The sequence below is a fragment of the Methanolacinia petrolearia DSM 11571 genome (genome assembly GCF_000147875.1).
GTDB lineage: Archaea > Halobacteriota > Methanomicrobia > Methanomicrobiales > Methanomicrobiaceae > Methanolacinia > Methanolacinia petrolearia.
Window position 1 is genome coordinate 2,200,627 of the sequence record NC_014507.1, and the last position, 25,149, is coordinate 2,225,775.

38 protein-coding genes are annotated in these 25,149 nt (G+C 48.5%); 30 read left to right on the top strand and 8 right to left on the bottom strand.

Annotated elements, in window-relative coordinates; genetic code table 11:
• Positions 1–17: 17 nt before the first annotated feature.
• The gene (locus tag MPET_RS11010) at positions 18–956 is read left to right on the top strand and encodes a galactose-1-phosphate uridylyltransferase (RefSeq protein WP_013330106.1); all 939 of its coding nucleotides are present in this window, start codon (positions 18–20) and stop codon (positions 954–956) included.
• Positions 957–1,045: 89 nt separating this feature from the next.
• Positions 1,046–2,506, top strand: a complete 1,461-nt coding sequence (locus MPET_RS11015) for a DHA2 family efflux MFS transporter permease subunit (RefSeq protein ID WP_013330107.1) — start codon at positions 1,046–1,048, stop codon at positions 2,504–2,506.
• An 84-nt stretch (positions 2,507–2,590) separates the two neighbouring features.
• On the opposite strand, the gene MPET_RS11020 is transcribed toward MPET_RS11015, so the two are convergent.
• The 3 genes from MPET_RS11020 to MPET_RS11030 all read right to left on the bottom strand — a co-directional run bounded on the left by MPET_RS11020 (position 2,591) and on the right by MPET_RS11030 (position 5,076).
• Positions 2,591–3,139 (bottom strand): HDIG domain-containing metalloprotein, encoded by a 549-nt coding sequence (locus MPET_RS11020; RefSeq protein ID WP_013330108.1) that lies wholly within the window; start codon positions 3,137–3,139, stop codon positions 2,591–2,593.
• A 41-nt stretch (positions 3,140–3,180) separates the two neighbouring features.
• Positions 3,181–4,137: a cache domain-containing protein gene (locus MPET_RS11025; protein WP_013330109.1), complete on the bottom strand. Its 957-nt coding sequence runs from the start codon at positions 4,135–4,137 to the stop codon at positions 3,181–3,183.
• Positions 4,138–4,233: 96 nt separating this feature from the next.
• A complete protein-coding gene (locus tag MPET_RS11030) occupies positions 4,234–5,076 on the bottom strand; it encodes a F420-dependent methylenetetrahydromethanopterin dehydrogenase (protein WP_013330110.1) in 843 nt (280 codons plus the stop codon).
• Between the two features lie 140 nt (positions 5,077–5,216).
• Here MPET_RS11030 and MPET_RS11035 point away from each other — a divergent pair, with 140 nt between their 5' ends.
• The 28 genes from MPET_RS11035 to cmk all read left to right on the top strand — a co-directional run bounded on the left by MPET_RS11035 (position 5,217) and on the right by cmk (position 20,737).
• Positions 5,217–5,621, top strand: coding sequence for a Tfx family DNA-binding protein (locus tag MPET_RS11035; protein WP_013330111.1), 405 nt, complete (start codon positions 5,217–5,219; stop codon positions 5,619–5,621).
• 612 nt (positions 5,622–6,233) lie between these two features.
• Positions 6,234–7,247 carry a 50S ribosomal protein L3 gene (locus MPET_RS11040; protein ID WP_013330113.1) on the top strand — a complete coding sequence of 338 codons (1,014 nt, stop codon included), beginning with the start codon at positions 6,234–6,236 and terminating at the stop codon, positions 7,245–7,247.
• Between the two features lie 8 nt (positions 7,248–7,255).
• A complete protein-coding gene (gene rpl4p / locus MPET_RS11045; RefSeq protein ID WP_013330114.1) occupies positions 7,256–8,002 on the top strand; it encodes a 50S ribosomal protein L4 in 747 nt (248 codons plus the stop codon).
• 1 nt (position 8,003) lies between these two features.
• The gene (locus MPET_RS11050; RefSeq protein WP_013330115.1) at positions 8,004–8,252 is read left to right on the top strand and encodes a 50S ribosomal protein L23; all 249 of its coding nucleotides are present in this window, start codon (positions 8,004–8,006) and stop codon (positions 8,250–8,252) included.
• 10 nt (positions 8,253–8,262) lie between these two features.
• Positions 8,263–8,976, top strand: a complete 714-nt coding sequence (locus MPET_RS11055) for a 50S ribosomal protein L2 (RefSeq protein ID WP_013330116.1) — start codon at positions 8,263–8,265, stop codon at positions 8,974–8,976.
• 17 nt (positions 8,977–8,993) lie between these two features.
• Positions 8,994–9,407, top strand: a complete 414-nt coding sequence (locus MPET_RS11060) for a 30S ribosomal protein S19 (protein WP_013330117.1) — start codon at positions 8,994–8,996, stop codon at positions 9,405–9,407.
• A gap of 5 nt (positions 9,408–9,412) precedes the next feature.
• Positions 9,413–9,874: a 50S ribosomal protein L22 gene (locus tag MPET_RS11065; RefSeq protein WP_048131120.1), complete on the top strand. Its 462-nt coding sequence runs from the start codon at positions 9,413–9,415 to the stop codon at positions 9,872–9,874.
• The gene (locus MPET_RS11070) at positions 9,874–10,599 is read left to right on the top strand and encodes a 30S ribosomal protein S3 (RefSeq protein WP_013330119.1); all 726 of its coding nucleotides are present in this window, start codon (positions 9,874–9,876) and stop codon (positions 10,597–10,599) included. The genes MPET_RS11065 and MPET_RS11070 overlap by 1 nt, the downstream gene beginning before the upstream one ends.
• Entirely contained in the window at positions 10,600–10,806 is a 207-nt protein-coding gene (gene rpmC / locus MPET_RS11075) for a 50S ribosomal protein L29 (RefSeq protein WP_013330120.1), read from the top strand. It begins immediately after the preceding gene.
• Positions 10,803–11,084 carry a ribonuclease P protein component 1 gene (locus MPET_RS11080; RefSeq protein ID WP_013330121.1) on the top strand — a complete coding sequence of 94 codons (282 nt, stop codon included), beginning with the start codon at positions 10,803–10,805 and terminating at the stop codon, positions 11,082–11,084. Before rpmC ends, MPET_RS11080 begins: the two co-directional genes overlap by 4 nt.
• A 3-nt stretch (positions 11,085–11,087) precedes the next feature.
• The gene (locus MPET_RS11085; protein ID WP_013330122.1) at positions 11,088–11,414 is read left to right on the top strand and encodes a 30S ribosomal protein S17; all 327 of its coding nucleotides are present in this window, start codon (positions 11,088–11,090) and stop codon (positions 11,412–11,414) included.
• Positions 11,411–11,809: a 50S ribosomal protein L14 gene (locus tag MPET_RS11090; RefSeq protein WP_013330123.1), complete on the top strand. Its 399-nt coding sequence runs from the start codon at positions 11,411–11,413 to the stop codon at positions 11,807–11,809. Before MPET_RS11085 ends, MPET_RS11090 begins: the two co-directional genes overlap by 4 nt.
• 11 nt (positions 11,810–11,820) lie before the next feature.
• Positions 11,821–12,186 (top strand): 50S ribosomal protein L24, encoded by a 366-nt coding sequence (rplX, locus tag MPET_RS11095; RefSeq protein WP_013330124.1) that lies wholly within the window; start codon positions 11,821–11,823, stop codon positions 12,184–12,186.
• A complete protein-coding gene (locus MPET_RS11100) occupies positions 12,186–12,914 on the top strand; it encodes a 30S ribosomal protein S4e (protein ID WP_013330125.1) in 729 nt (242 codons plus the stop codon). Before rplX ends, MPET_RS11100 begins: the two co-directional genes overlap by 1 nt.
• On the top strand, positions 12,911–13,417 hold the full coding sequence (locus tag MPET_RS11105) for a 50S ribosomal protein L5 (RefSeq protein WP_048130831.1): 507 nt from the start codon (positions 12,911–12,913) through the stop codon (positions 13,415–13,417). Before MPET_RS11100 ends, MPET_RS11105 begins: the two co-directional genes overlap by 4 nt.
• Position 13,418: 1 nt before the next feature.
• Positions 13,419–13,595, top strand: a complete 177-nt coding sequence (locus MPET_RS11110; RefSeq protein WP_013330127.1) for a 30S ribosomal protein S14 — start codon at positions 13,419–13,421, stop codon at positions 13,593–13,595.
• A gap of 13 nt (positions 13,596–13,608) precedes the next feature.
• Positions 13,609–14,001 (top strand): 30S ribosomal protein S8, encoded by a 393-nt coding sequence (locus MPET_RS11115; protein WP_013330128.1) that lies wholly within the window; start codon positions 13,609–13,611, stop codon positions 13,999–14,001.
• Between the two features lie 16 nt (positions 14,002–14,017).
• A complete protein-coding gene (rpl6p, locus tag MPET_RS11120) occupies positions 14,018–14,542 on the top strand; it encodes a 50S ribosomal protein L6 (RefSeq protein ID WP_013330129.1) in 525 nt (174 codons plus the stop codon).
• A 6-nt stretch (positions 14,543–14,548) separates the two neighbouring features.
• Positions 14,549–15,082 (top strand): 50S ribosomal protein L32e, encoded by a 534-nt coding sequence (locus MPET_RS11125; RefSeq protein WP_013330130.1) that lies wholly within the window; start codon positions 14,549–14,551, stop codon positions 15,080–15,082.
• Complete coding sequence (locus MPET_RS11130; protein ID WP_013330131.1) at positions 15,075–15,527, top strand: 50S ribosomal protein L19e; 453 nt, start codon at positions 15,075–15,077, stop codon at positions 15,525–15,527. Before MPET_RS11125 ends, MPET_RS11130 begins: the two co-directional genes overlap by 8 nt.
• A complete protein-coding gene (locus MPET_RS11135) occupies positions 15,528–16,055 on the top strand; it encodes a 50S ribosomal protein L18 (protein ID WP_013330132.1) in 528 nt (175 codons plus the stop codon). It begins immediately after the preceding gene.
• Positions 16,055–16,672 carry a 30S ribosomal protein S5 gene (locus MPET_RS11140; RefSeq protein WP_013330133.1) on the top strand — a complete coding sequence of 206 codons (618 nt, stop codon included), beginning with the start codon at positions 16,055–16,057 and terminating at the stop codon, positions 16,670–16,672. Before MPET_RS11135 ends, MPET_RS11140 begins: the two co-directional genes overlap by 1 nt.
• Complete coding sequence (locus tag MPET_RS11145; protein WP_013330134.1) at positions 16,672–17,133, top strand: 50S ribosomal protein L30; 462 nt, start codon at positions 16,672–16,674, stop codon at positions 17,131–17,133. Before MPET_RS11140 ends, MPET_RS11145 begins: the two co-directional genes overlap by 1 nt.
• A 7-nt stretch (positions 17,134–17,140) precedes the next feature.
• A complete protein-coding gene (locus MPET_RS11150; protein WP_013330135.1) occupies positions 17,141–17,566 on the top strand; it encodes an uL15m family ribosomal protein in 426 nt (141 codons plus the stop codon).
• 15 nt (positions 17,567–17,581) lie between these two features.
• Positions 17,582–19,015: a preprotein translocase subunit SecY gene (gene secY, locus MPET_RS11155; protein ID WP_013330136.1), complete on the top strand. Its 1,434-nt coding sequence runs from the start codon at positions 17,582–17,584 to the stop codon at positions 19,013–19,015.
• A 15-nt stretch (positions 19,016–19,030) separates the two neighbouring features.
• Positions 19,031–19,600 (top strand): adenylate kinase, encoded by a 570-nt coding sequence (locus MPET_RS11160; protein WP_013330137.1) that lies wholly within the window; start codon positions 19,031–19,033, stop codon positions 19,598–19,600.
• A gap of 10 nt (positions 19,601–19,610) precedes the next feature.
• On the top strand, positions 19,611–20,210 hold the full coding sequence (locus MPET_RS11165; protein ID WP_013330138.1) for a DUF106 domain-containing protein: 600 nt from the start codon (positions 19,611–19,613) through the stop codon (positions 20,208–20,210).
• The gene (cmk, locus tag MPET_RS11170) at positions 20,210–20,737 is read left to right on the top strand and encodes a (d)CMP kinase (RefSeq protein WP_013330139.1); all 528 of its coding nucleotides are present in this window, start codon (positions 20,210–20,212) and stop codon (positions 20,735–20,737) included. Before MPET_RS11165 ends, cmk begins: the two co-directional genes overlap by 1 nt.
• A gap of 312 nt (positions 20,738–21,049) precedes the next feature.
• On the opposite strand, the gene MPET_RS11175 is transcribed toward cmk, so the two are convergent.
• From MPET_RS11175 to MPET_RS11195, 5 genes are read right to left on the bottom strand one after another with little or no spacing between them, the layout of a single operon-like run.
• Positions 21,050–21,520, bottom strand: coding sequence for a type IV pilin (locus MPET_RS11175; RefSeq protein WP_048130832.1), 471 nt, complete (start codon positions 21,518–21,520; stop codon positions 21,050–21,052).
• Positions 21,517–21,990, bottom strand: coding sequence for a type IV pilin N-terminal domain-containing protein (locus MPET_RS11180; RefSeq protein ID WP_013330141.1), 474 nt, complete (start codon positions 21,988–21,990; stop codon positions 21,517–21,519). Before MPET_RS11180 ends, MPET_RS11175 begins: the two co-directional genes overlap by 4 nt.
• The gene (locus MPET_RS11185) at positions 21,987–22,799 is read right to left on the bottom strand and encodes a hypothetical protein (protein WP_013330142.1); all 813 of its coding nucleotides are present in this window, start codon (positions 22,797–22,799) and stop codon (positions 21,987–21,989) included. Before MPET_RS11185 ends, MPET_RS11180 begins: the two co-directional genes overlap by 4 nt.
• Positions 22,796–23,290, bottom strand: a complete 495-nt coding sequence (locus tag MPET_RS11190; protein WP_013330143.1) for a type IV pilin — start codon at positions 23,288–23,290, stop codon at positions 22,796–22,798. Before MPET_RS11190 ends, MPET_RS11185 begins: the two co-directional genes overlap by 4 nt.
• Before the next feature lie 8 nt (positions 23,291–23,298).
• A complete protein-coding gene (locus MPET_RS11195; protein ID WP_013330144.1) occupies positions 23,299–25,146 on the bottom strand; it encodes a type II secretion system F family protein in 1,848 nt (615 codons plus the stop codon).
• Positions 25,147–25,149: the final 3 nt, after the last annotated feature.

Here is a 25,149-nt window from a genome sequence, read left to right on the forward strand (position 1 = left end):
CGAATTCCGGAGTTCTCATGTTTTCAAAGGCTCTTCTTGATAGAAACGGGCGAAAGATCGAGTACAGGGAAGAAACACTGACCGGGATCAGGTGCAGGATATGCCCGTCAAGAGAAGAAAGGGGTTTAAATGATCTCAGGATACCTGAGGCATTGGAAATAAATAAGTCCTGCCCGTTCTGCCCTGAAAATATCGAAATAGATACTCCATGCTTTGAGAACGGCGAAAGAATACATGTTGGAGAAACCACTACGTTTCCAAACATCTACCCCTTCGGTGAGAACCATATTGTAACGGTAATCACAAAGGAGCATTGCCCACATGAGATTACTGAAAACCAGATCCTTGATTCACTTAAAGGCCAGTTTCTGGGCCTTAAAGAAAAGAAAGGATTTGCCTCGATAAACTGGAATTATCTATCCTCTGCAGGTGCAAGCATGATCCATCCCCATCTGCAGGGATTCTCGGACGGGATTCCTACATACCTGACATCTCTTTACATAAACAGGTCAAAGGAATATTTTGACAGATCGGGATCGAATTACTGGCTTTCAGTAACCGAATCTGAAAAAGAATCGGACAGATACCTGTTCGGCGACGAGATAACGTGGTGTGCAAACCCGGTACCGATAGGAGAAAAGGAGATACGGGGATATCTCCCGTTCTGCTCGTTCAACGATTTTGAAGAGTTCATTCCTGAGATCGCCGGAGGGATCAGGAGAGTAATGGAGATCTATAAAAATGCCGGCAATCATGCCCTCAATATGGCGATCAGGTTCGGAAAAGACGAACATGAAATGTATTTCAGGGCGTTCGTATCGATGATCGCAAGGATAAACCCAAACCCAGAGTCAATCTCCGATTCGGCATTCATGGAAAGACTGCACTTTGAACCTGTCGTCATGACCGTTCCCGAAGATCTAAAAAAGATAAACAGTAGATCCCAGAAGTATTAATCAGGCAGAACTTCGGCATAAGTATACAGAATAAACCCGCCAGACTGATAAAGAATCATTTCAAACAATATATCACAGGCAGAAATATTATGATTGCAGAACAGGGAGAAAAGGATGGACGATACGGCCACTGGCCGGTGCTCTTTCTCCTCTCCCTTGCAACTGCAATAGAACTTATCGACGGAACCGCTCTCAATATATCTCTCCCTACAATCGCATCCGACTTCAATATCAACCTGGGGACCGCGTCATGGATCCCGATGGTGTATTTCCTGACGATAAGCTGCCTGCTCCTTCCGTTCGCAAAAGTTAGCGAAAAAACGGGAACAAGGAAGATCCTTTTTGCAGGACTGTTGCTGTTTACCGTAAGCTCATATTTTTGCGCAATATCAGGAAGAATAGAACTGCTTATCTTCTTCAGGTTCCTGCAGGCCACCGGCGGTGCGATGATGGCTGCAGCCGTTCCGGCGCAGGTCGCAATAGGATTCACCCCCGAGACAAGAGGGCGTGCACTTGGAATTATTATGGGTGCCGGGGGATTCGGCCTTGCAGCAGGACCGGCAATAGGAGGATACATCACCCATTTCATCTCCTGGCACTGGATTTTTTATATCAACATACCTATCGGCATCATCGGGATGGCCCTGACATACTTCTGCCTGAAACCATACAGCCCGGCAGAAAGATCGAATGGCTTCGATTACAGCGGACTCGTATTCATGTCTCTATTTATGGTATCGTTCCTGTTTCTGCTCACGAAAGGAAGCGAATACGGGTGGAGTTCAACGGAGACCATAATAACGGCAGCAGTCTCCATACTGGCCCTTGTAATATTCATTATCCAGGAAAAGAGATCCAAAGACCCTATACTGGATATGTCCATATTCCTGTCCTGGACCTTTCTGCTCTCAACAGCCTTCCTCCTCGTATTCGAGATATTACTAGGTGGAATAGAGCTCATTCTTCCATTCTACCTGGAGAAGGTGCTCGAATTCACTCCCGATATATCAGGACTCTACATGCTTATTCCGCCTATGATAATGATCATCGCAGGGCCTGCCGGCGGATTCCTCTCTGACTACGAGGGCAACAGGATGGTCTGTTCGATATCTGCCCTGATCGGAATTATCGCATTTGTAATCTTCTTAATATCCCTTACAAGCCCCGGGATGATAATCTACATGGTCATCGCCCTCATCCTTTTCGGAATGGCGATCGGAGCGGTTGCAAGTTCTGGTGCAAGCAGAATTATCGAACACAGCCCGAAAGGACTTGAGATCACGGGTTCAGCCATAAGTAACCTAGTTTTTTACATAGGGATGAGCCTTGGAACAGCAATTTATACGCTGATACTCCAGTCGGGGATGACAAGTACAATAATTAACAGCGGAAAAATATCGATAAACGATGTCTCTGCTTATGCCTTCTCATCTGCGATGCCTTACATCTATATATTCTCGATTATACTCATGGCAGCGGCATTGCTTTTCGCACTGCTGGTACCCGATAAAAAAAGAACCGCGGAATCCCGGAACATCACGGACAGATGAATATTTAATCAACCGTAATCTCCTGCTTTCATTTTCAGTTCATCTCAGCATATTATATTATCAGAAGCAGAGCAAGATTGAAGGTTAGGAAAGACCAATCTCGTTTTTAACGAGCATTACTCCCTCAATTGAGATCTCATAAAATTCAGGAAGCTCAATGTAATCTTCGATCATCCTGATTCTATCTCTGCTGCATCCCGCCGCAAACGAACGATCCTTCATCTTTTTCGTAACGGTTTTCACTGAAACAGCAGATAAATCTCCGCCTTTGACCAGGGCACAGGCGATTATCAGCCCCGATATATTGTCGGCCGCCGTGAGTGCAGTATCCACAGGAGTTTTCGAATCCCCGTATATCTCATAATTGTGCCTCTTCACAGGCCCTGCAATCTCTTCCGGGACCCCGGTTTCGATGAGTATCCTATAGCCTTCTGCACCGTGAAGAGTCATGTCGCCGCCTGTGTATTCGAAATCAATGTCATGAAGAATCCCGATAATCTCCCATTTCTCCTGATCCTCTCCAAGCCTTACAGCAACAGCCTTCATTACTGCCGCAGTTGCAATACAGTGATTTATCAGACCTTCACCGCTCACATGAGACTTTAAAAGAGATAAGGCTTCATCGCGCTGCATAATGATAAAACGGATTCAATGGAAAAAAAGGATTGGGATAATCAATACTGGAGCAGATCTCTGGAAATACCCGAACTGATTATCCAGTAGTCATCTTTTTCAACAGGCATGACATAATTCAGGTTCTGCTTAATTGTACCGTCGGTTCCATCATAACTGTAAATTATGAATCCTCCGCCATTACGGGCGATCTCTGCTGCCCTCTGGATACTTTTAACACCATACTTCATCTCACGATCATAGATATTCTCACCTATGATCTCCGGGTATGCAGGATGGGCCAGGATATTTCCATCATAATCCAGCGCAAGGACATACATCCCGTTGTCGAGATCAAAATAATCCCCGCTCTGGTTGTTGAACACCGAGATTGCTTCATCCATGGATACGTTCCCGGCAAATGATGCCGCACCGGTCATAAAATTCTTCACGTATCCAAGATAAAGAGGTGTACCATTGGCTTTATCCACAAGATCGTCAAGATATATTCCTGAGCCTATCCACCATTCATCATCGACTGGATACACATACCCGAGCTTTTCCTCGTATGTCATATTATCCGACGGATTGGGGTATGTATAAAGAACCGGACCTCCCCCAGATTCTGCAATATCACGGCAGGCCTCGACAAATCTCATACCGTTGGTGTCTGTCGCGGACAATCCGTTCGTTCCCACAAGGCTCTGGTTGAAAGGCTGGGCTATATAGGTTCCGTTATAGTAAAGTGCATATATATACATGGTCCCGTCGACAAATTTGCTGGTAGGATCATTGAACTCTGCGGCAGCCTCTTCCATACCTACTTCTTTTGCATATTCGGATGCGTTCATAACAAATTCCTCGAGTTCGGATAAAGTATAATTCCGGGTCTCAACAGGTAACACCGGCACCTGCGGCGTATCGCTGACCTGCTGGGTATCAGAACCCGGGTCCGTACAGCCGCAGGATATGCAGATCAATATTAATACCAAAAATACCGGTATGTAGAATATTTTCATCAGTAAAGTTTTCTCAATATTTCAATATCAGGTTAACTGATGTAAACATCTATCTCAGGATCTTATTCCTGAACAAAAAAAGGATATTTTTTAATTTTACCAGGGTTTGTCGATTAATTTGACCTTTTCTACGCGGGTTCCGTCGCTTTTGTGAGGTTTGCGGATTACACCATCGCAGGACTTCTCGATCTCACGTGCCTCTTCACAGAGGAGCATTGCCTGGCGCATGACTTCGTGTGCGGATGCAACGATAGGGGTGTAGTTCTCGTGGCCCTTTGTCATGAAGCAGCCCTTTACGTTGATTCCGGCAACGGACTGTGCCATCTCGTATGCTGCGCGTGCCTTTGCATATGCGTAGGGGTTCGTGAACTCGCCCTCGACAGCCTTGTCCGAGCTCATTACGATCTTCGGGAGAACAAGGTCTGCACCCTTCTTTCCTTCTTTTACCTGGTCAATGACTTCATCGAGTGCAATCTGGAGTTTGCGGAATGCACCTGTTACTGCGAGAACCTTTACAAGGTTTCCGTTGTAGTCCGCCATCTCGATCGGGTCGAGGAATTCACGGCGTGCACCGATCATTGCATCGGCCTTCATGATGATGTAACCGAAGCTTGTTTCCTTCAGTGCTGCAAATTCGTCTTTTTTGGTCGTGATGTCGTCGGTAATTACAACACATGGAATGCCTGCCGCTGCAAGTGCCTCACGTGCACCTTTGGGTCCGGGGAGAACACCGTTCGGCGAGACTACGATACAGAAGTCAGGGCCGTATGCCTTCATGTTCTCAACGACGCGGTCAATATCTTTTTCCTGGAGCTTCGTTCCGCTTGTGGCCATGAATGTTTCCATGTCCTCGCGATCTGCACGCTCATCAAGGAGAAGTTCGGCCATTACACCGCTTGCGATGTTACCGAGTTTTGCAATTCCTACTTTTACTACCATATTCTATACCTCTCAAATTTGAGAACATTCTAAGATTCATCTGGTCTGATAATAAAGATTTTGAAATATTTGCAAATATCAGAAATATGCGATCGGTTAACGAAAAGTGTTTAAATTAATCAAAACATATAACCATAGTGATGAAAGACACTCTACTGACTGACAGGCAAAAAGAAGTGTTGAGGTACAGGAAGCAGGGCCTGACGCAGCAGCAGATAGCTGATATCATACACACGTCCAAGGCAAATATCTGCACCATTGAAAAGGCTGCGATGGAGAATATTAAAAAAGCCCGCGAAACTCTCGATTTTCTCTACACGCTCGATACTACCCATCTCTGTACAATAGAGAAGGGGATGGATTCGCTCGATGCCGTAAAAAAGATATTTGCGGAAGCCGAAAAGCCCGGCATCAAGATCCAGTACGATACGATTTCACTGATAAACAAGATGCGCGAATCGAATCCTGAAAAATTCAGGGGAAGATACATAAAAGAGGACCTGGAGATCTATATCAACGAAGACGGGGACATCTTCATCAGTTAAACGAATATCATATTGTTTTTTGCCAATCTACAAACGCAATCGCATAATATAAAGATCCGCACTCAGACCTGTTACGGCGAACCACTTTTACATCCCGCACGGAATGTTTTAAATAGATTTATATTATCTCAGAAAAAATATTTAGGAACCCATTATGGGATTATATGGATCGCATGAAGAACGAGAGCCGGACCGGCCCTCAAAACAGCGAAACCTAAATCCCGGTGGTTGCCCGGACAACGTAATCGCTGTCCGGAGATTGCCGAGAAAGGACAAAAAGCCTATGAAGGCTTTCTGTTCGGCTGACAAAGTAGGATCTGATAAATGCGCCTCAAGGGTGGACGAAATTTTCGGCCCTTTATCCGACGGGATAGCGCACAAATAGGTCAGAATCTTTAGAGAGAGATTTCCGATAACAGGAAAGACAAGGCAGAGGAAAAACGTCCTGTATAACAGGCAGGTTCCCGGCCGAATGCAGACAGCATTACAGTCTGCCGCAGTTATGGTTATTCTCAGATTCAGCAGACCGAAAATCCTTTTTGGTCCGGCCGAAATCCGTAAACCCGGATTTCTCGGAAAAAAGTTCAAAGAATAAACAGGACTGATTGATAAATGCCTGGAACAACCAGACCACGCAGAGGATCACTTGCATACAGCCCGCGCAAAAGGGCGAAGAGTCAGGTACCGAAGTACCACTCATGGCCTTCGTACAACGGAGAGCCAGCCTTTCAGGGTTATGCAGGTTATAAAGTGGGTATGACTCATGTCATTATGATCGATGACCACAAGAACAGTCCATCGGAAGGAAAAGAGATCTCAGTACCGGTTACGGTAATCGAGATTCCGCCGATGAAAGTCATCGCGATTCGTGCCTATACAAACGACACATACGGCAGGAAAGCATTCGCCGAAGTTTGGTCAGAAAACATCGACGAGAGCATCTCACGTGCTACACAGATCCCAAAGAAGCACAATGCCGAAGAACAGAAAGAGAAAATTCTTAAAGGCATCGAAGACGGCTTTGTAACCGACATTTTTGCAATAATGTACACGCAGCCCGAACAGCTCACAGGTGTCCCGAAGAAAGTTCCGGAACTGATGGAGATCCGCATCGCAGGCGGAGACCTCAGCACACGCCTCGACTTCGGAATCTCCAAGCTGGGAGAGGAAGTCGAGATCGAGAATGTAGCAAACGCCGGACAGTACATCGATGTAACTGCCGTTACAACCGGAAAGGGAACCCAGGGTGCAGTAAAACGCTGGGGCATTCAGGTAAGAAAGCGCAAGCACTCACGCGGAAAGAAGAAGCGCCATATCGGAAACCTCGGACCGTGGACACCTCACCACGTAAGGTGGCAGGTACCGCAGATGGGTCAGATGGGATACCAGCAGAGGACCGAATTCAACAAGCGCATCCTCAGGATCGGCAATAACCCCGAAGAGATCAACCCGGATGGAGGATTCCTCCACTACGGACTTGTCAGGGGAAAATACGTTCTGATCAAAGGCTCGATCCCCGGACCTACAAAGCGTCTCATAAGGATTCGCCCGGCAATACGCCAGGGAGAGCATGTCTTCCGCGAACCGTCGATTAACTTCGTCAGCACAATGAGTAAGCAGGGGTGAAATAGACGATGAAAACACAGATAAAAACAATTGACGGAAAGGACGCAGGCGAGATCGAGCTTCCGGTTCTTTTCGAAGAGGAATATCGTCCCGACCTCATTAAAAAGGCTGTAATCTCGATCCAGAGCATGCGCTACCAGCCTCACGGAACAAACCCATACGCAGGAATAAAAACTTCCGCAGAGTCATGGGGAAGCGGACGCGGTGTTGCACAGGTCCCGAGGATTAAGAACGGTTCACGTGTAGCAAGAATCCCGCAGGCTGTAGGCGGACGTGCGGCACACCCCCCGAAGGTTGAAAAGATCCTTGTAAAGAAGATCAACAAGCAGGAAAAGAGAAAAGCGATGAGATCGGCAATCGCTGCAACCACAAACGAGGAACTTGTTCTTGCAAGAGGTCACATCTTTGAAGGGGCAGTACCGGTAGTTTTCGAGGAAGCCTTTGAAGACCTGAAATCAACAAAAGAAGTAGCAGACGCACTCAGGGCAGCAGGACTCTACGAAGATGTAGTCCGTGCAAGGAACTCAAGAAAGGTTCGTGCAGGACGCGGAAAGCTCCGTGGAAGACGCTACAAGCAGAGAAAGAGTCTCCTTATCGTTACAGGCGACAAGCAGCTTCGCGCCGGCAAGAATCTTGCAGGTGTAGACATTACAACAGTCGAACAGCTGAATGTAGAACTCCTGGCACCCGGAACACAGGCAGGAAGACTTACTGTATGGACAGTGCCTGCCATAAACAGACTGGGGGAGATGTGAAATGATAATCAAGCACCCGTATGTTTCGGAAAAGGCTTCAATGGACATGGAATATGAAGGCAAACTTCAGTTCATAGTCGACAACAAGGCTTCGAAAAAACAGATCGCTGCAGAGCTTGAGAAGATGTTTGGCCAGAACGTCAAATCAGTCAGAACCCTGATGACGATGAAGGGCCAGAAGAAAGCGATCGTATGCTTCGAGAACGAGAAGGCCGGCGAGGAGATCCTCAGCAGGCTCGGAATCATGTAAGGTGGTCTAAATGGGAAAACGAATTATCTCACAGAACCGCGGACGCGGAGGACCTACATACCGTGCACCCTCGCACAAGTATAAGGCGTCGCTCAAGCACCCCGGCAATGTCAAAGAGACAATAAAGGGACAGATCATTGACATCGAGCATGATCCGGCCCGCCACGCACCTATTGCAAAGGTCGAACTCGAAGACGGAAAGAAGATGTTCATGCTCGTTACTGAAGGGATGGGCGTCTCCGAGAAGGTCGCATGGGGACCCGAAGCAGGAATCAGCAACGGAAACACCCTCAGCCTTAAGGACATCCCCGTAGGAGCATACGTCTGCAACGTCGAGGCAAGGCCAAACGACGGCGGAAAGTTTATTCGCGCAAGCGGTGTTCAGGCACAGGTTATCGGAAAATCCGACGACGGACGTGTCGGTATCAAGATGCCGAGCGGAAAGAACAAGTGGTTCAACGAAGACTGCCGTGCAACAATCGGAATCGTCGCAGGCGGAGGACGCAGCGAGAAACCGTTCGTCAAGGCAGGAAAGAAGTACCACAAGGTCAAGTCACAGGCACAGAAGTGGCCGAGAGTCAAGGGTGTCTGCATGAACGTCATCGACCACCCGTTCGGTGGCGGTGGACACCAGCACTGCGGAAGGCCGAAGACTGTTTCAAGAGGCACTTCACCCGGAAGAAAGGTCGGTCATATTGCGGCCAAACGCACAGGAAGGAAATAATCAAGGGGTGAAAAAATATGGCAAAGAAAACTCAGAAGCGCTTGCCGAGGCGAAAAGAAGAATTTACGTACCACGGCTACAAAATCGAAGAACTTCAGCAGATGAGCCTTACAGAGCTTCTCCCCATCATGCCTTCAAGGGCACGCCGCAAATACAACCGCGGACTTTCACCGGGGCAGGAAAAGCTGATTTCTGATATGAGAGAGGGCAAGGAGCGTGTACGGACGCACCTCCGTGACATGGTAATCATGCCCGAGATGATAGGAAAGACGATCGAAGTGCACAACGGGAAGGAGTTTGTGAAAGTAGAGCTCCAGCCCGAAGCGGTGTTCCACTACCTTGGAGAGTTCGCCCTTACAAGAAGACGCGTTACTCACGGAAGTGCAGGTATCGGTGCAACAAGATCCAGTAAATACGTACCGCTGAAGTGATGGCAATGGCAAGGACAGATTATTCACTAAACATCAAAGGCGATGAAGTTGCCCGTGCGAAAGCAAACGAACTTCCGATCTCGCCCAAGCACGCCATCGAGATTGCCGCATTCATCAAAGGCAAAACCACAGCAGAGGCCATAGATTATCTTGAAAACGTAGTTGCACTCAAAAAGGCAATCCCGTTCAAGAAGTTCAACTGCAATGTTGCACACAAGAAAGGCCTGGACAAGTGGGACGCCGGAAGATACCCGGTAAAAGCTTCAGAGGAGTACCTCAGGCTCTTAAGATCGGTCGAGAAGAACGCCGAATACATAGGTCTCGACACGGATAACCTCGAGATATTCCATGTATCGGCAAACAGGGGCCGCAGGCAGAGAGGTATCTTCCCACGTGCAATGGGAAGAGCTACACCGAAATTTGCAGAATCGGTCAACATTGAAATTCTAGTAAAGGAGGCCCAGTAATGGCAGTTGAAAGAAGGTTCGTGGAAGACGGTGTACGTGCTGCACGTGTGGAAAAATATCTCCGCAAAGAGCTCAAAAGAGCCGGATACGGCGGAACCGAGATCGTCAGGACACCTCTCGGAACACAGATAACAATCTACGCCGAGAAACCCGGTATTGTTATCGGAAAGGGCGGAAAAGTAGTCCGCGAGATCACATCAAATCTCCAGAACGATTACGGCATCGAATCCCCGCAGATCGAAGTCCAGCAAGTTGAAAACCCGGCATTCAATGCACAGATTATGGCAGAACGCCTCGCGAATTCACTGGAGAGAGGCTGGTACTTCCGTAAGGCAGGAACCAGCATCATCAGGCGCATAATGGAATCCGGAGCTCTTGGCTGCGAAGTCGTCATCTCAGGAAAGCTCACCGGAGCAAGGTCGCGTGTCCAGAAATTTACCGAAGGCTACATCAAGCATGCCGGAGAGCCCAGCGAGACAATTGTCGAGCATGGTTTTGCAATTGCAATAAAGAAACTCGGAGTCATCGGTTGTCAGGTAAAGATCGTTCCGCCGGGAGCACAGCTTCCGGACCATTTCGAAGTTTTAGAACCTGAAACAATCAGCAAATCGGAACCTGCCAGGGCAGAACCCGAAGAAGAGATCCCTGAAGAAGATATCATCGGACAGGAGATCGACGCCGAGATGGAAGCTGTTGAAGATGTTCCCAAAGAGGAGGACTTCTGAATGGCAATATTCCGTGCATCCGAAGTCAGCCAGTTCAGTGACGCTGAACTGACAGAACAGCTCTCAAAACTGGAGCTTGAGCTCGTTCAGGATCTTGGCAAGGTCAGCGCAGGAGGAGCACCGGAGAACCCCGGTCGCATCCACGAAGTAAAGCGCACGATCGCCAGGATCAAAACGGAGCAGACAAAGAGGAGTAAAGAGGCGTGATAACACCAGGGAATATCTGCAGGCATGAACTCATCGGTCTTAAGGCAGCGGTAGAGAGATCCACAAATCCTTCACAGGTCGGGATCTCCGGCATCGTTGCAGACGAGACTAAGAACATGCTTGTAATATTCTCAGGTGACCGCCTCAAAGCAGTGCAGAAGAAAGGGGCTGTATTCAGGATGCATCTCCCAGATGATACTCTAGTAAGAGTTGATGGATCGGTGCTTGTTGCGCAGCCTGAAAAAAGAATCAGCATGCGAATTAGAAAACCGAGGTAAATAATGGCTAAAAATATAGGGTTAAACGTTAACATTCCCGAAAAGGAATGCGACGACGTAAACTGTCCATTTCATGGCAATTTGCCGGTACGCGGCCAGGTGATTACCGGCAAAGTCGTGAGTGACCGAATGCAGGGATCTGTTGTTGTTGCAAGAGATTACCTGCACTACGTGAAGAAGTACAAGCGTTACGAAAAACGCTCGTCAAAGCTTCACGCACACAACCCTCCGTGTCTTGGAGCCAAGGTCGGCGACACTGTAAAGATCGCAGAGTGCAGACCGCTCTCCAAGACAAAGACCTTCGTAGTAGTGGAGGTGACTGAGGAATGAAAGCAAAGCAGTCCAGAACTCCGAGAGCGCTTGCAACAGGTTCGAAACTTACCTGTGCAGACAACACCGGTGCAAGGCAGGTCCAGGTAGTATCTGTCAACCAGTACCATGGTGTAAGAAAGCGCCAGCCGAAGCTCGGCCTTGGAGATATGGCAACAGTATCAGTAAAGAAAGGAACTCCCGATATGCGCCGCAAACTTGAAAAAGCGGTAGTTATCAGGCAGAAAAAAGAGATCAGAAGGATCAACGGCCTGCGCCTTTCCTTTGAGGACAACGCAATGGTCATCACAAACGAGCGCGGCGAACCGAAGGGCACCGAGATCAAAGGACCGGTTGCAAGAGAGGTTGCCGAACGTTTCCCGAAGATCGGCTCCATGGCGACGATCATTGTATGAGGTGAGCTGAAATGGTTAGAATTGCAAGTACACAGCCAAGAAAACAGCGCAAAGCGCGCTACAACGCACCTCTGCATGCACGCGGAAAGTTCCTGAACGCTGCTCTCGCATCGGACTTACAGGAAAAATACGGCAAAAAGAGCTGCCGTATTGTAGTCGGTGACACTGTAAAGGTCCAGAGAGGAGACTTCAGGGGCGAGGAAGGAGTCGTCGACGGTGTCGACACCGAGAAGGGAACAGTCATCGTTCACGGCGTATCCGTTACAAAAGTCGACGGAACCGAGGTCCCGAGACCCGTATACGCATCGAGCGTGACGATTACAAAGCTCAAACTCGATGATAAAAAGCGTGAAGAGAGACTGGAGGCCGGAAACTAATGTCAAATCATATGAAGAGACTCACTTCGCCTACGGGATGGCGTATCGCGAAGAAAGAGAATAAATTCGTCATCAAGACCGCACCGGGCCCCCACAACAGGAACTCGATGCCGATGGCGGTCTGGTTAAGGGACCACATGGGCTTAGCTCTCAACATGAAGGAAGTAAAGAAGATCCTCAAGGAACGTTCGGTAATCCTCAACGGAGTCCCGTGCACGGACTCGAAGCTTGGAATAGGCGTCTTCGACATCATCTCTATCCCGAAGGTTGACAAGTATTACAGGATTCTCCGCGACAAGAAGGGAGACTATGTATCGATACCCATCTCAGCAGATGATGCAAAGACACGCCTCTGCAAGGTCGAGAACAAGACGATCGTAAAGGGCGGAAAGATCCAGCTTAATCTTCGCTACGGTGCGAACCTGATAGTTGATTCACAGGATTACAAGCCCAAAGACTCGATAGTCATCGGACTTGAAGGCGACAACCGCTTTAAAGTGACCGATCACTACCCGTTCGCAGAGGGAAGCGTTGCAATGATCATCGGAGGAAGCCACTCGGGAAAGATCGGCAGAATCTCAAAGATCGATACAATCCCCGGAAGCATTTCGAACAGGGTCTACCTCAAAGACGAAAAGTCGGGCGAGGACTTCGACACCATTGAAGAATACATCTTCGTTATCGGTACGACAGAACCTGCAGTAAAGGAATGGGGGATTGAGGCATGAACCTAATGCAGGACGTTCATATCGACAAGGTTGTTGTCCACATGAGCGTCGGTGAATCAGGTGACAAGCTTGTAAAGGCTGAAAATATCATCAGCGAGATTACAGGCCAGAAACCTGTCCGCACGATTGCAAAGAGAACACAGCCTGCCTTCGGAATCAGGAAGGGTCAGCCCATCGGCTGCAAGGTATATCTCAGGGGAAAGACCGCAGAGGATTTCGTCGAGACTTCCTTAAGCATCCTTGAGAACAAGATCTTTGAATCACAGTTCGACCGCTCGGGAAACCTCTCATACGGAGTAGAGGAACATACCGACTTCCCGGGACAGTCATACGATCCGATGATCGGTATCTACGGCATGGACGTAAACGTAATCCTTGAAAAGAAAGGAATACGGATCGCACGGCGGAACATTGAGAGAAAGAAGCTCCCGTCAAAGCAGAGAGTAACACGTGAAGATGCCGTCAAATTCATGACGGAAAAATACCAGGTGGAGGTGCTCTGAAATGGCACAGAAAAAATCAAAGAACCAGAAGACACCTGAGAAGATCTACGGCCGCGGTGCGAACGAGTGCCAGATGTGCGGAAGAAAGCAGGGCCTTGTAAGAAGATACAAGATAATGCTTTGCCGCCAGTGTTTCCGTGAATCTGCCCAGAAGATCGGGTTTAAGAAGATGAATTAGAGGTGTATGCAAGATGACAAGATTAAATCCTATTGCAGATGCAATGAGCGCCATCAAGAACGCCTCTGATACAGGCAAGACCTCCTGCATCGTAGAGCCCGCAGGAAAACTTCTCGGCTCGATGCTCGGAATCATGAAAGAGGAAGGCTACATCGAAGGCTTTGAACTGATTGACGACGGAAGGGGCGGACAGTTTAAGGTCAGCCTCAACGGAAACATCAACAAATGCGGTGTTATTTCGCCAAGATTTGCAGTGAAGACCGACGAGATCGAAAAATGGGAAAACCAGTACCTTCCTGCAAAGAACTTCGGACTGCTGATAATGACCACCTCTCACGGGGTCATTTCGCACGAGAGCGCACGCCAGAAAGGTATCGGCGGCGAACTTCTCGCGTATGTATACTGAGGAGTGACACAGAAGAATGATTACAGAGAACAGAATTGAAATCCCTGAAGGAGTTAATGCAGAGATCACCGGCGGAAAACTGGTTGTCTCGGGAAAGAAAGGGACTCTGGAGCGTTTAATGCGTTACCCCGGCATCACAATCAGAATCGAAGACGGAGAGCTGATAATCTCGACCGAATCACAGAGAAAGAAGATCTATGCGATGCTCGGGACATATGCATCACATGCGAAGAACATGTTCCGCGGTGTCAACGAGGAATACGAATACGGCATGAAGGTCGTATACAGCCACTTCCCTATTCAGTTAAAGGAAATCGGCGGAAAACTCGAGATCGTAAACTTCCTCGGGGAGAAGGAACCGAGATATGCGGATATTCCTGAAGGTGTCAAGATGAAGATCGCCGGAGACGAGATCACACTCACAGGCATCGACAAGGAACTTGTAGGAACCACAGCTTCAAGGATAGAGAAGGCCACCAAAGTCAGGGGTCGTGACACCCGTGTATTCCAGGATGGCATATATATTGTGAGCAAGGCGTGATTTGAGATGGCTGAAGATAAAATAAGACTAATCAGGGCCAGAAACGCCCAGCGTGGGTCCTTTAAGCGCCAGGGTCTTTCCAGGAAGAAGAAACTGGATGACACATGGAGAAGGCCACGCGGTCTCCAGAGCAAACAGAGGAAAGGGTACCGTGCAAAGGGAGCACACCCGCAGCCGGGCTACGGAAGCCCGAAGGCTGTCCGCGGAATGCACCCGAGCGGCTTTGAGGATGTACTCGTATACAACCTTGCCGACCTGGAAAACCTGAACCCTGAAATACAGGCAATCAGGATCGCCTCTACAGTCGGAAACAAGAAGAGAGAGGAGATCCAGAAAAAAGCCGAAGAGCTCGGATTCAGGGTCCTGAACCAGAAGGAAGTTATCAAACCTTCAGAGAAGAAAGCGGCAAAGGCCGAAGAGAAATCTGAAGAGGAAGTTTCCGAAGAGGAAGAAGCCACCGAAGAGACCGAACCTGAAGAGGAAGAGGTCGTCGAAGAGGCTGAAGCCGCAGAGGAAGAAGAGGTGAAGAGCGATGAGTGACCTTAAGAACCAGAAGAGAATAGCAGCAGCAGTTCTTAAATGCGGAGTACACAGGGTCAAACTCAGTGAAGACCGCGGCGAGGATATTGCAAATGCAATCTCACGCGAAGATATCAGGGGCCTCATCGAAGATGGTGCAATCAGCGCAAAACCCGTCCAGGGTGTAAGCCGCGGAAGAGCGAGAGAACTCGCCAAAAAACGCGGATACGGACACCGCAAGGGACAGGGAAGCAGGAAAGGTGCAAAGGGAGCACGCACTCCGTCCAAGCGGACATGGATCAAAAAGATCCGTGCAATCAGGAGAGAGCTCCGTGCACTGCGTGACTCCGGCGAGATCGACGCACACTTATACAGGATCATGTACAGGAAGGCAGCAGGCGGTCAGTTCAGGAGCGTAGCCCATATGAAGGCTCAGCTCGAGCAGATCTCAGGGAGGATGGAATAAATGGCAACCGGACCAAGGTACTTCGTCTCGTTCCGCAGGAGAAGAGAAGGGAAGACCAACTACTACAGCCGTTTAAAGCTTCTCCTCTCTGGAAAACCCAGAATGGTTGTCAGGAAGACAAACAGGCACATCATATGCCAGCTTGTCGAAGCAAAGATGGAAGGCGACAGGACACTTGTTGCCGCAAACTCGAGTGAACTTGTAAAATACGGTTACAAGGGTTCGCTTGCAAACACCCCCGCAGCATACCTCACCGGAATGCTCTTTGCCGTAAAGGCATTCAACGCGGGATACGAAACGGCGATTCTCGATATCGGACTGCACCGTGCAACATACGGGGCAAAGGTCTTTGCAGCACTCAGAGGAGCGGTCGACGCAGGATTAGATATTCCACACAATCCGGATATCCTCCCTGCCGATGAGAGAGTAAAGGGCTCTCACATTGCAGAGTACGCTCCCGAGAGAGCAGGAGATCTCGTGGAGAATGTCGAAGCCGTTCAGGATGCAATAATGAAGGAGCTGAAATAATGGCCTTTGAACAGGAAGAATGGATTCCTCTCACCGGTCTTGGAAAACAGGTGGCAGCGGGAGAGATCTCCGGACTTGATGAAGTTCTTGAGAGCGGAAGGCCTATCAAGGAACCACAGATCGTCGATTACTTCCTCCCCGACCTCGAGGACGACGTACTTGACATCAACATGGTGCAGAGGATGACAGACAGCGGAAGGCGTGTAAAATTCCGCTGTGTCGTAGTTGTAGGAAACCGTAACGGCTACATCGGTTTCGGCCAGGGCAAGGACGTTCAGGTCGGAAACGCCATCAAGAAGGCGATCGATAACGCCAAGATCAATATCATCAAGGTAAAGAGAGGCTGCGGCAGCTGGGAATGCGGATGCGGAGAAGGACACTCGCTCCCGTTCCGTGTAATAGGAAAAGCAGGCAGCGTCAAGGTTACTCTCATGCCGGCACCCCAGGGAATAGGCCTTGTTACCGGTGACATCGGAAAGAAGGTGCTCGAACTTGCAGGTGTAAAGGACATCTGGTCATCAGCAGACGGCCAGACGAGGACCACAATCAACTATGCGAAGGCAACCTTCAACGCACTCAAGGAGTCTAACCTTGTAAGAACCGGAGGGTCGAAGTAATGTACTTTGTAGTTCAGGTCAGGGGTGTTGTCAACACCCGTAAAGAGATCAAGGACACCCTCAAGATGCTCCGCCTTCACCACGTCAACCACTGCGTAATAATCCCCGACACACCGGCATACACAGGTATGATAAGGAAAGTCAAGGATTACGTGGCATACGGCGAGGCAACACCCGAGATCCTCTCGACGCTCCTTGAGACACGCGGACGTCTTACCGGCGATGAGAAGCTTACCGATGAATACATCAAAGAGAACTCGAAATACGACGGCATCGAATCTTTCGCAGGCGCCGTATGCAGCGGGGAAGCCCAGTTCAACGACATCCCACGATTAAAACCGGTTCTCAGGCTTCACCCGCCAAGAAAGGGATACAAGTCAATCAAGCGCACGTACCAGCAGGGCGGCGCTCTTGGCAACTACGGTAGCGATATCGGGAATCTTCTCTACAGGATGAGGTGAATCGGAGATGCCTGTTAACAAGAGATCAAAATACCGCGGATCACGCACATGCGGCGGTGGAACACACAAAAACCGCAGAGGTGCAGGAAACAGGGGCGGAAAAGGCCGTGCAGGACACAGGGACCACAGGTTTACCCACTTCCTGCTCGCTGATGAGGTTCATAACGGAAAGCACGGGTTCTTCCAACAGAATGCTTCAAAAGTAAAGGCAATCGATGTTGGAAAGCTCGACCAGATGGCAGATGACCTTGTGGCCTGCGGCGCCGCAACCCTTGAAGGTGATTCAATCACAATCGATGCAGAACAGATCGGAATTGATAAAATACTTGGAGGGGGAAAAATTACTCATAAACTGATAATTACCGCCAAGGAATTTTCCGAATCTGCGAGATCGAAGATCGAGGAGAGCGGCGGTCAGGCTCTAACCGCCTAAAATTTTTGGTGAACCATGGGACAAATGCTGGATCGAATGGAGCCCTTACTTGCGGCCATGCCCGCTGTAAAGGCACCCGAAGGACACGTCCACTTCAAGAACAAGATGTTGTGGACCGCTGCAGTACTAATACTGTATTTTATTCTGACCAATGTACAGATCTTCGGGCTGAGTCCCGACTCTCAGGATCTGCTTGGTATGTACCGAACATTGCTCGCAGGAGCATACGGGTCCTTACTCCACCTGGGTATCGGACCTATAGTTACAGCATCAATCGTCCTCCAGCTTTTAAACGGTGCCGACCTTCTAGGCATCAATACCTCTGAAACACGCGGGCAGGTCATGTACATGGGCCTGCAGAAACTGCTTATCTTCGTGATGATCGTTCTCGAAGCGGCACCGAACGTTATAGGCGGATTCCTTCAGCCGAGCACTCAGGTTGCAATGGATTTCTTCGGTGGCAGCACGACTATGGTCACTTTGCTTATATTCCTCCAGTTGTGCATAGGCGGCGTCCTCATATTCCTTATGGACGAAGTCGTCACAAAATGGGGAGTAGGCTCCGGAGTCGGACTTTTCATTGTAGCCGGTATATCCCAGGGGCTGATGAACGGTTTCCTAAACTGGGACAAAGCAACCGATAACTTTTCAGAGGGTTTCTTCCCCAGACTCTTTGAAGTTCTTACACAGGGGGCGAACTTCATCGATTATTTCGGTCTGGATCTTCTTGCATTATTTACGACATTACTGATATTCGGAATCGTCGTATATGCAGAGTCCACAAGGATCGAGATCCCGCTTGCACATTCTGCAGTAAGAGGCGCACGCGGAAGATTCCCTGTAAAGCTCATCTATGCCAGTGTCCTGCCGATGATTCTCGTAAGGGTCCTTCAGGCTAACTGGCAGATGTTCGGACTTTTCCTTAACAACATAGGAATTACCATACTTGGAGAATTTGACGGTCAGAACCCGGTCAACGGTATAATGTATGTCACCGCTCCGATCAACAGTCCTGAAAACTGGATGTGGTGGCTGTCTGACCTTGGCCATCCTGTATGGGAGGTCATCCTCAGGATGGGAATCGATTTCTTCGTAATGGTCATCGGAGGTGCGATATTCGCATTGTTCTGGGTCAAGACCGCCGGTCTCGACTCATCGCATGTCGCAAAGCAGATCCAGAGAAGCGGAATGCACATTCCGGGATACAGGCGCAACGAGCAGGTTCTTGTAAAATACCTCGACAGGTACATCCCGAGAGTTACCGTCATAGGCGGAGTTGCAGTGGGATTCCTCAGTGTTCTCGCCAACTATCTCGGTGTCATTGGTTCTGTCGGCGGAACAGGATTGCTTCTGACCGTAAGTATAGTATACAGGCTGTATGAAGAGATTGCAAACGAACAGATCATGGAAATGTATCCGTTTATGCGCGGATTCTTCGGAAAAGAATAAAGGAAAGGTCTTAAAATGGGGAAAAGAGTGGTTATCACCGGTGTACCCGGTGTAGGAAAGACGACTGTAATCGACGGTACAAAAGAAAAGCTAAAGGAAGAGAATATCGACTATACCTCGATCAACTTCGGCACATGTATGTTTGAGGTTGCATGCGAACAGGGCAAGGTCAAGAACCGCGATGAAATGCGTAAACTGGATCAAATGGAACAGAAAGAGCTGCAGAAGACTGCGGCCCAGCTGATCGCCAAGATCCAGGACAACGTAATTGTCGACACACACTGCACGGTCAGCACACCGGGCGGATACCTGCCCGGACTCCCCTCCTGGGTTCTCCAGGAGATGAAACCCGACATGGTCATTCTCGTTGAAACGGATGTGGATCAGATTCTTATGAGAAGGATGAAAGATGATACACGCGAGAGAGACACGGAAGGATATATCTCCATTAAAGATCACCAGGACTATAACCGCTTTATGGCAGCTGCATATTCAATGTATACCGGATGCACTGTCAAGATAATAAAGAACCAGGACTTCCTCCTGGAGAAATCCATCGAAGAAATGATGGATATTCTGAGGTGAATCAGGCTCCATGTCACAGGCAAAAACCGGCGGCGGAATGTTTACATTCCTGATAATAATGGTCATCGTGATGATAATCTACAGTGTCCAGACCTTAAGGGATGGAGTAGCCGCCGGAGCAGGCCTCATTCTCGAACCTATTACAATCCTGCTTGGTTTCAACTGGCTTGTCACGATTCTTGTTCTTGCAGCAATTACAGGATGCTACTCATCGCTTCTCCAGAAGTACACAATCGATTACGAGAAGATGCAGCGTGTACAGAAGAAGATGAAAGAATTTCAGAAGGATTTCAGGGAAGCGCAGCTGGCCGGGGATGAAAAGAGAATCCGCAAGATGAAAGATAAGCAGCAAAAGATGATGGAAGAACAGATGCAGATGTCGCAGGAGCAGTTCAAGCCCATGGCATGGATAATGATTATTACCATCCCGATATTCCTGTGGCTCCTCAGCAAGGCACACGAGATGGGCGAAGCTACATTCGCTATAGGCGGAACTATTAATCTTGCAGATCCGCTCTTCTTCCTGCCGGCATGGATCATATGGTATATGCTCTGCTCTCTTGCGCTCAGCCAGATTATCAGGAAGACTCTTGATATCGGGGGGTTGTGATGCGGATAACCGTAAGCGGACCGCCCGGAAGCGGAACAACATCATTATCAAAACAACTTTCTGAAAAACTTTCTTTTGAACTTATCTCGGCAGGAGAGGTATTCCGATCTCTTGCGGCAGAGAGAGGTCTGAGCCTGATAGAATTCGGAAGCCTGTGCGAAAGCGATCCTTCAGTCGACCGTCTTATCGACGAGAGGCAGAAGGAAAGAGGAGAGGCCGGAGACGACATCATCGTCGAGGGCAGACTTGCAGGACATATGATCGATAACGCCGATCTCAGGATCTGGATCGCGGCTTCGGTAGAATGCCGGACACAGAGGATCTCAGAGCGGGAGAACATCGATTTCGAAGCATCAAAAGCAGAGACCATAGTCCGCGAGAAGTCGGAGGCAGAAAGATACCGTAAATACTACGGGATCGAGATCAATGACCTGTCGATCTACGATCTGGTTATCAACTCCGAAAAGTGGGGCAGGGAAGAGCTTGCCTTCGTCGTAAATACGGCGATTGAAAACATTAAAATTTAAACACTCGATTTTCAACAACTCGGATTTTGCCGATTTTTTTTACTCACTTCCTTCGCATTGAGTATTATTTCTCAGTATATCTTCAGTCGGCGTTGAAATGCACCGGCTCACTTTTTGGATGCTGTGAAACAGAGAAGGTTTTATGAAATTTTCTGTTAGCATGCCGGACAATTCAATACTTCAGGTATTGTGCATGAACCTTCCATTAAACCGTTTAAAGGGTTTATCCAGTAAAAATCCGGTTTTTCCCTATTGCACAGGATCTAAAATACGAGAATAAGAAAAATGAGAAGAATCTCATGCAGGTAAATATCAGGGAACCAGAATAGAGCCTGTTGACATCAGAGTATTTGTCCTGTGATCGTAAACCGCGTAATCCAGGTGCTCCCCGGAGGAGATTACAAATGAATCCCATCCCAAACTGTTCGTATAATCCGAGATCAGTTTGAACCTGCCCCCGACGACAACGATGCCGTCACCGGAATAACTTTCAAATCGTGTGCTGTTCGAACCATAGACCTGTATTCCGTCACCAGGATTCTCCTGAATGCCGAGGCTTATCATAATTCTCTCAAGCGGAACGGAATCCCCCAGGGTATTATCAAAGATGATATAGTTGCCCGATATTTCCGAAACGGTGATAGATGACTTGATCGGCTTAGTCTGACTGCTATTCAGGCCGTTTGCAGCTGCAACAACCAGTCCCGCAATAAGAAGGGTGATCGTAAGCATCAGGAGAACGCCTACCACCTCCGAAACTGCTGAATCTTTCGATTTCATCATTTTTCCTCCAGGATTATATTAGATCTGTATATTACCGAACCGGACGGCAGATCATAAACTGATATCTCCACTGGTGTCCGGTTCGCGATATAGCCTGCCAGCTCTTCTGTGGTCAGGCCCATAAGTTTTGCAGTTTCGGCCCGATCAGGGGTTGTAACCTTTGATCCGGCATAAAATTTCTCACTCTGAATTTCGGACAACATGAATATGCCTTCTTTATCATCCACAAATGTGACGATTTGGGTGTTCCCGGGACTAAGGGCCTCGCCGCTCCTGTGTTCAAAGATTATTGAAAAATTCGGACCTCCCCCCGCCGTGTAAACGGCAAGTTCCGCCGACGGGGAATGTGCGGGCGCTCTTACAAGCCCTCCTGCATATGCGGAAAGAAGAGCGGCGATTACAATCAGTAAAGAGAGCATAACCATGACGCCGACGACTGCCGATACCGCATGGCAGGGATTACATCTCATACGACGCTCACCTCAACTTCAAGACAATCGATCTCAAGGTTATCACCGGTCGATACCGAAAAACTTCTGTAAAATCCGCTACCTCCGGTCATAACGATCGTACCGTCATCCGAAAAAGTATGAGTGTAAAGAGGAGTCCCGCTGTTCCGGGCATCAAGACTCAGTGCGGCCGAACCCGAACCGCTTACGGAATCCGGACTTACCAGAGTCATTGTAATGATCTGCATGGTAATGCTCCCGGCATTCTCCTCGTATGTCCCTGCCATGTATGACAGGCGATCTTCGATCTTTTTTCTTTCATTATCCGTTCCATCGCCAACAGAGTTCAGGCTCAATGAAGCCGGTGCAATCTTGTCAGTATTGTCTTTAGTCACCCAGACCGTACCGTTCTCGTAGCGGTATCCCTGCAGTTCCCATGAAGAGAAATATGGAGTATAACTGACGCACACCGTTTCGACAGGAATTTCCCGGATTGCGATTCCGTTTTCATAAATAGTCAGCATCCCAACAGTCGTATTTGCCAGATCAATTCTGCCTCCCGACTCTGAAGCGCTCAGGAGAATGTCCCCTCCCCCAAGAATCAACGGCTCACTGAACTGAGCAGGCCTCCCGATACTGTATATGTTCTCTACATCGGCGGAGAACCTGAGAAAGGAATACCTGACGTCCTTGTTATGGAGAATCTCGGACTGCTGCTTCAGGCCGGGAACATATGTCGAAGTATAAACCGCTACGCAGGTCGCAAGGATCGCCAGTATAAGCATCATTGCAACAACAGTGGATACAGCCCTTTCAGTGTCTTTTTTCATGATAAGGTCACTCCATCATACGCTGCGATGACTTTTTCAGAGCACCTGAGGCGAATATCGTATTTTCCCAAATCAATAGACGAAGGCAGTTCGGCTTCAATTCTGCACCCCAGATCGAAAACATTTGAAAGGTCGCTGTAATAGCCTGATGTTGAATTGTATGCATGAATTATGAGATCTTCAGGCGGTATTGTCACAGTTGTTCCATCCCACTCGGACTTCATAATATAAACGCTCAGGTCTCTTTTATCGATCCAGTCTCCCCCGTGATGCCAGAAAAAGATGCAGTCCGGGTCCGTGCTTGTGTTCATTGAAATATCAATAACCGTTTCACGCTCTCCCGGAAGCAGGTTGAAAGCGGATGCCAACATGATCGATACGAGGATTACGACAAGAACGAGTAAGAGCATCTCGCCTACAACGGATGTAATTGCATCCTCCCTCCCTATGGCTTCAGGCCATTTCCCTACTGTAACAATATTCGATCTCATGAATCACCTCAGATAACATAAATGAACATGACGATAGTCGCCGTCAGCAGTACAATCGAGTGTTTAAGCCCCGCATATATGCTGTTTGAAGAAAGCTGCCCTGCCATAATACCTGAAAAAAATGCCAGAATGATTCCTATATGAAACATACTGGCCTTACTGGAGCTGATATCAAGTGTAATGTTGAAATCGGTGAAGCTCGAAATGAATGCGACATTCATCTGGTATGCCGAGTAGAGGTAGATGCCGAAGGAGAGATAGATTACCGCAAGATAGACAAACGAAACATTCAGCCGTTTGGATTTCATCCTCAGGTAATGCTCCAGATCCGAGATTGCAATCGCAAGGATCTCTCTTATCGCATCGGTAACTTCGCTTGCCTTGACCAGGAGGGATATCGCCCTCTTTACGGAAACAAGACCCACACGCTCTTCCATCCTCACAAGAGCCCCGGATAGAGACGACCCGTACTTCATTTCGTCGGAGACAATCCTGATCTCCGAGGACAGGACGCTGTTTTTACTGGACGAGATCATAGTGATTGCACTCTGAAGTGTCATACCAATATCACGCATATCCGAGATCTCTCGGAGGAGTTCCGGCAACTGTTTTTCTACATTTCTGACATAACGGCTGCGAATTTCATATGAAAGCATCACAGGCAGCATGCCCGATATCAGCATTATGCAAATAAGGGCCTCTGTAGTGTTCTGGGGCATCAGCTGCGGGAAAGATCCGATATAATATGTGAAAAATACCAGGCCGGCGGCGACAAAACCGAATACGATGCCAATGTTGTAGTCCGAGATATAATATCTGACCGGATGCCTGACTATATCAAGAAGCTTCAACACCTGCTTGCGGTTATTGAATTTCTTGATGAAATCCTTATCAAGCTCCAGGTCTGCATCCGGCTCAAGCATGTCGGGACCGAATTCACTGTCATGGATCTCTTTCCTGGATATCGCAAGATTATCGGGGGGAAGAAGAATATAGAGCACAAAAATCAGGGCAATCGCCCCGAGCGGAAGACCAAGGTACAGAAGGGGTATTATTCCGTCAAGCTGGTTCTGGCCTGAGAGGTTCTGTGCGACGAGCATTATGATGATGGCAATTGGTCCGGCAACGAATGCGGTGACATAGATCTCGGCAATCATCTCAAGGAACTGCAGGAGAGCCTCCAGCTCCTGCCTGGCGATCTCACGGTATGATTCGGATTTCGCATTGAAAAAATTCGTAAGGTTTCCTCCTGACCGATAGACAAGAATAAGGTCGCCTATGAGTTCCTTAAATCTCTCCGAGGGAGTTATGGTTACGACATAGTTCATTGCGCTGAGAAGATCTTCGCCGAATAATTCCACGTCGCGGACAATGATCCCGCACTCTCTCGATACCTCTCCATAGAGATCCTCGGCCTCGTAGACGCTCCTGAAGATATCATAAAGGACGATGGTGGAGGAGAGGGCCTGCATGTAAGTGATCGCATACGGGAGGTCCATGTCAATCCTGTTCTTACGCCCGGATGCCTCAAGCTGCGGATAAAAATACATTCCCAGGAAGACAATGAGCGAAATAAGCACTGCACCGCCCATCAGGACTGCAATGTCTGGAACTCCGGGGATCAGCTCTATATTTATATCGAAGACGTAGAAGAGCACGCCGATCATCATCATTGCAAAAAAAGGGAGGATACTGAACAGGACGGACGCCATCATATACTGGCCAACCTGCGTCTGAATATGTGCCGATCTGAGTAAAAGCTCCATCTGCTTGTTGTTCAGGAAAGAATCCAGGAAATCCTGTTTCTCTTCAGCTTCAGATCCCTCTTTATTTCGATTCAGTCGTATCGTGGCCATAGA

Bases quoted from the DNA above. Each gene is read 5' to 3' on its own strand.
- MPET_RS11010 (WP_013330106.1), top strand. From the start codon at position 18: ATGTTTTCAAAGGCTCTTCTTGATAGAAACGGGCGAAAGATCGAGTAC.
- MPET_RS11015 (WP_013330107.1), top strand. From the start codon at position 1,046: ATGATTGCAGAACAGGGAGAAAAGGATGGACGATACGGCCACTGGCCG.
- MPET_RS11020 (WP_013330108.1), bottom strand. From the start codon at position 3,139: ATGCAGCGCGATGAAGCCTTATCTCTTTTAAAGTCTCATGTGAGCGGT.
- MPET_RS11025 (WP_013330109.1), bottom strand. From the start codon at position 4,137: ATGAAAATATTCTACATACCGGTATTTTTGGTATTAATATTGATCTGC.
- MPET_RS11030 (WP_013330110.1), bottom strand. From the start codon at position 5,076: ATGGTAGTAAAAGTAGGAATTGCAAAACTCGGTAACATCGCAAGCGGT.
- MPET_RS11035 (WP_013330111.1), top strand. From the start codon at position 5,217: ATGAAAGACACTCTACTGACTGACAGGCAAAAAGAAGTGTTGAGGTAC.
- MPET_RS11040 (WP_013330113.1), top strand. From the start codon at position 6,234: ATGCCTGGAACAACCAGACCACGCAGAGGATCACTTGCATACAGCCCG.
- rpl4p (WP_013330114.1), top strand. From the start codon at position 7,256: ATGAAAACACAGATAAAAACAATTGACGGAAAGGACGCAGGCGAGATC.
- MPET_RS11050 (WP_013330115.1), top strand. From the start codon at position 8,004: ATGATAATCAAGCACCCGTATGTTTCGGAAAAGGCTTCAATGGACATG.
- MPET_RS11055 (WP_013330116.1), top strand. From the start codon at position 8,263: ATGGGAAAACGAATTATCTCACAGAACCGCGGACGCGGAGGACCTACA.
- MPET_RS11060 (WP_013330117.1), top strand. From the start codon at position 8,994: ATGGCAAAGAAAACTCAGAAGCGCTTGCCGAGGCGAAAAGAAGAATTT.
- MPET_RS11065 (WP_048131120.1), top strand. From the start codon at position 9,413: ATGGCAAGGACAGATTATTCACTAAACATCAAAGGCGATGAAGTTGCC.
- MPET_RS11070 (WP_013330119.1), top strand. From the start codon at position 9,874: ATGGCAGTTGAAAGAAGGTTCGTGGAAGACGGTGTACGTGCTGCACGT.
- rpmC (WP_013330120.1), top strand. From the start codon at position 10,600: ATGGCAATATTCCGTGCATCCGAAGTCAGCCAGTTCAGTGACGCTGAA.
- MPET_RS11085 (WP_013330122.1), top strand. From the start codon at position 11,088: ATGGCTAAAAATATAGGGTTAAACGTTAACATTCCCGAAAAGGAATGC.
- MPET_RS11090 (WP_013330123.1), top strand. From the start codon at position 11,411: ATGAAAGCAAAGCAGTCCAGAACTCCGAGAGCGCTTGCAACAGGTTCG.
- rplX (WP_013330124.1), top strand. From the start codon at position 11,821: ATGGTTAGAATTGCAAGTACACAGCCAAGAAAACAGCGCAAAGCGCGC.
- MPET_RS11100 (WP_013330125.1), top strand. From the start codon at position 12,186: ATGTCAAATCATATGAAGAGACTCACTTCGCCTACGGGATGGCGTATC.
- MPET_RS11105 (WP_048130831.1), top strand. From the start codon at position 12,911: ATGAACCTAATGCAGGACGTTCATATCGACAAGGTTGTTGTCCACATG.
- MPET_RS11110 (WP_013330127.1), top strand. From the start codon at position 13,419: ATGGCACAGAAAAAATCAAAGAACCAGAAGACACCTGAGAAGATCTAC.
- MPET_RS11115 (WP_013330128.1), top strand. From the start codon at position 13,609: ATGACAAGATTAAATCCTATTGCAGATGCAATGAGCGCCATCAAGAAC.
- rpl6p (WP_013330129.1), top strand. From the start codon at position 14,018: ATGATTACAGAGAACAGAATTGAAATCCCTGAAGGAGTTAATGCAGAG.
- MPET_RS11125 (WP_013330130.1), top strand. From the start codon at position 14,549: ATGGCTGAAGATAAAATAAGACTAATCAGGGCCAGAAACGCCCAGCGT.
- MPET_RS11130 (WP_013330131.1), top strand. From the start codon at position 15,075: ATGAGTGACCTTAAGAACCAGAAGAGAATAGCAGCAGCAGTTCTTAAA.
- MPET_RS11135 (WP_013330132.1), top strand. From the start codon at position 15,528: ATGGCAACCGGACCAAGGTACTTCGTCTCGTTCCGCAGGAGAAGAGAA.
- MPET_RS11140 (WP_013330133.1), top strand. From the start codon at position 16,055: ATGGCCTTTGAACAGGAAGAATGGATTCCTCTCACCGGTCTTGGAAAA.
- MPET_RS11145 (WP_013330134.1), top strand. From the start codon at position 16,672: ATGTACTTTGTAGTTCAGGTCAGGGGTGTTGTCAACACCCGTAAAGAG.
- MPET_RS11150 (WP_013330135.1), top strand. From the start codon at position 17,141: ATGCCTGTTAACAAGAGATCAAAATACCGCGGATCACGCACATGCGGC.
- secY (WP_013330136.1), top strand. From the start codon at position 17,582: ATGGGACAAATGCTGGATCGAATGGAGCCCTTACTTGCGGCCATGCCC.
- MPET_RS11160 (WP_013330137.1), top strand. From the start codon at position 19,031: ATGGGGAAAAGAGTGGTTATCACCGGTGTACCCGGTGTAGGAAAGACG.
- MPET_RS11165 (WP_013330138.1), top strand. From the start codon at position 19,611: ATGTCACAGGCAAAAACCGGCGGCGGAATGTTTACATTCCTGATAATA.
- cmk (WP_013330139.1), top strand. From the start codon at position 20,210: ATGCGGATAACCGTAAGCGGACCGCCCGGAAGCGGAACAACATCATTA.
- MPET_RS11175 (WP_048130832.1), bottom strand. From the start codon at position 21,520: ATGATGAAATCGAAAGATTCAGCAGTTTCGGAGGTGGTAGGCGTTCTC.
- MPET_RS11180 (WP_013330141.1), bottom strand. From the start codon at position 21,990: ATGAGATGTAATCCCTGCCATGCGGTATCGGCAGTCGTCGGCGTCATG.
- MPET_RS11185 (WP_013330142.1), bottom strand. From the start codon at position 22,799: ATGAAAAAAGACACTGAAAGGGCTGTATCCACTGTTGTTGCAATGATG.
- MPET_RS11190 (WP_013330143.1), bottom strand. From the start codon at position 23,290: ATGAGATCGAATATTGTTACAGTAGGGAAATGGCCTGAAGCCATAGGG.
- MPET_RS11195 (WP_013330144.1), bottom strand. From the start codon at position 25,146: ATGGCCACGATACGACTGAATCGAAATAAAGAGGGATCTGAAGCTGAA.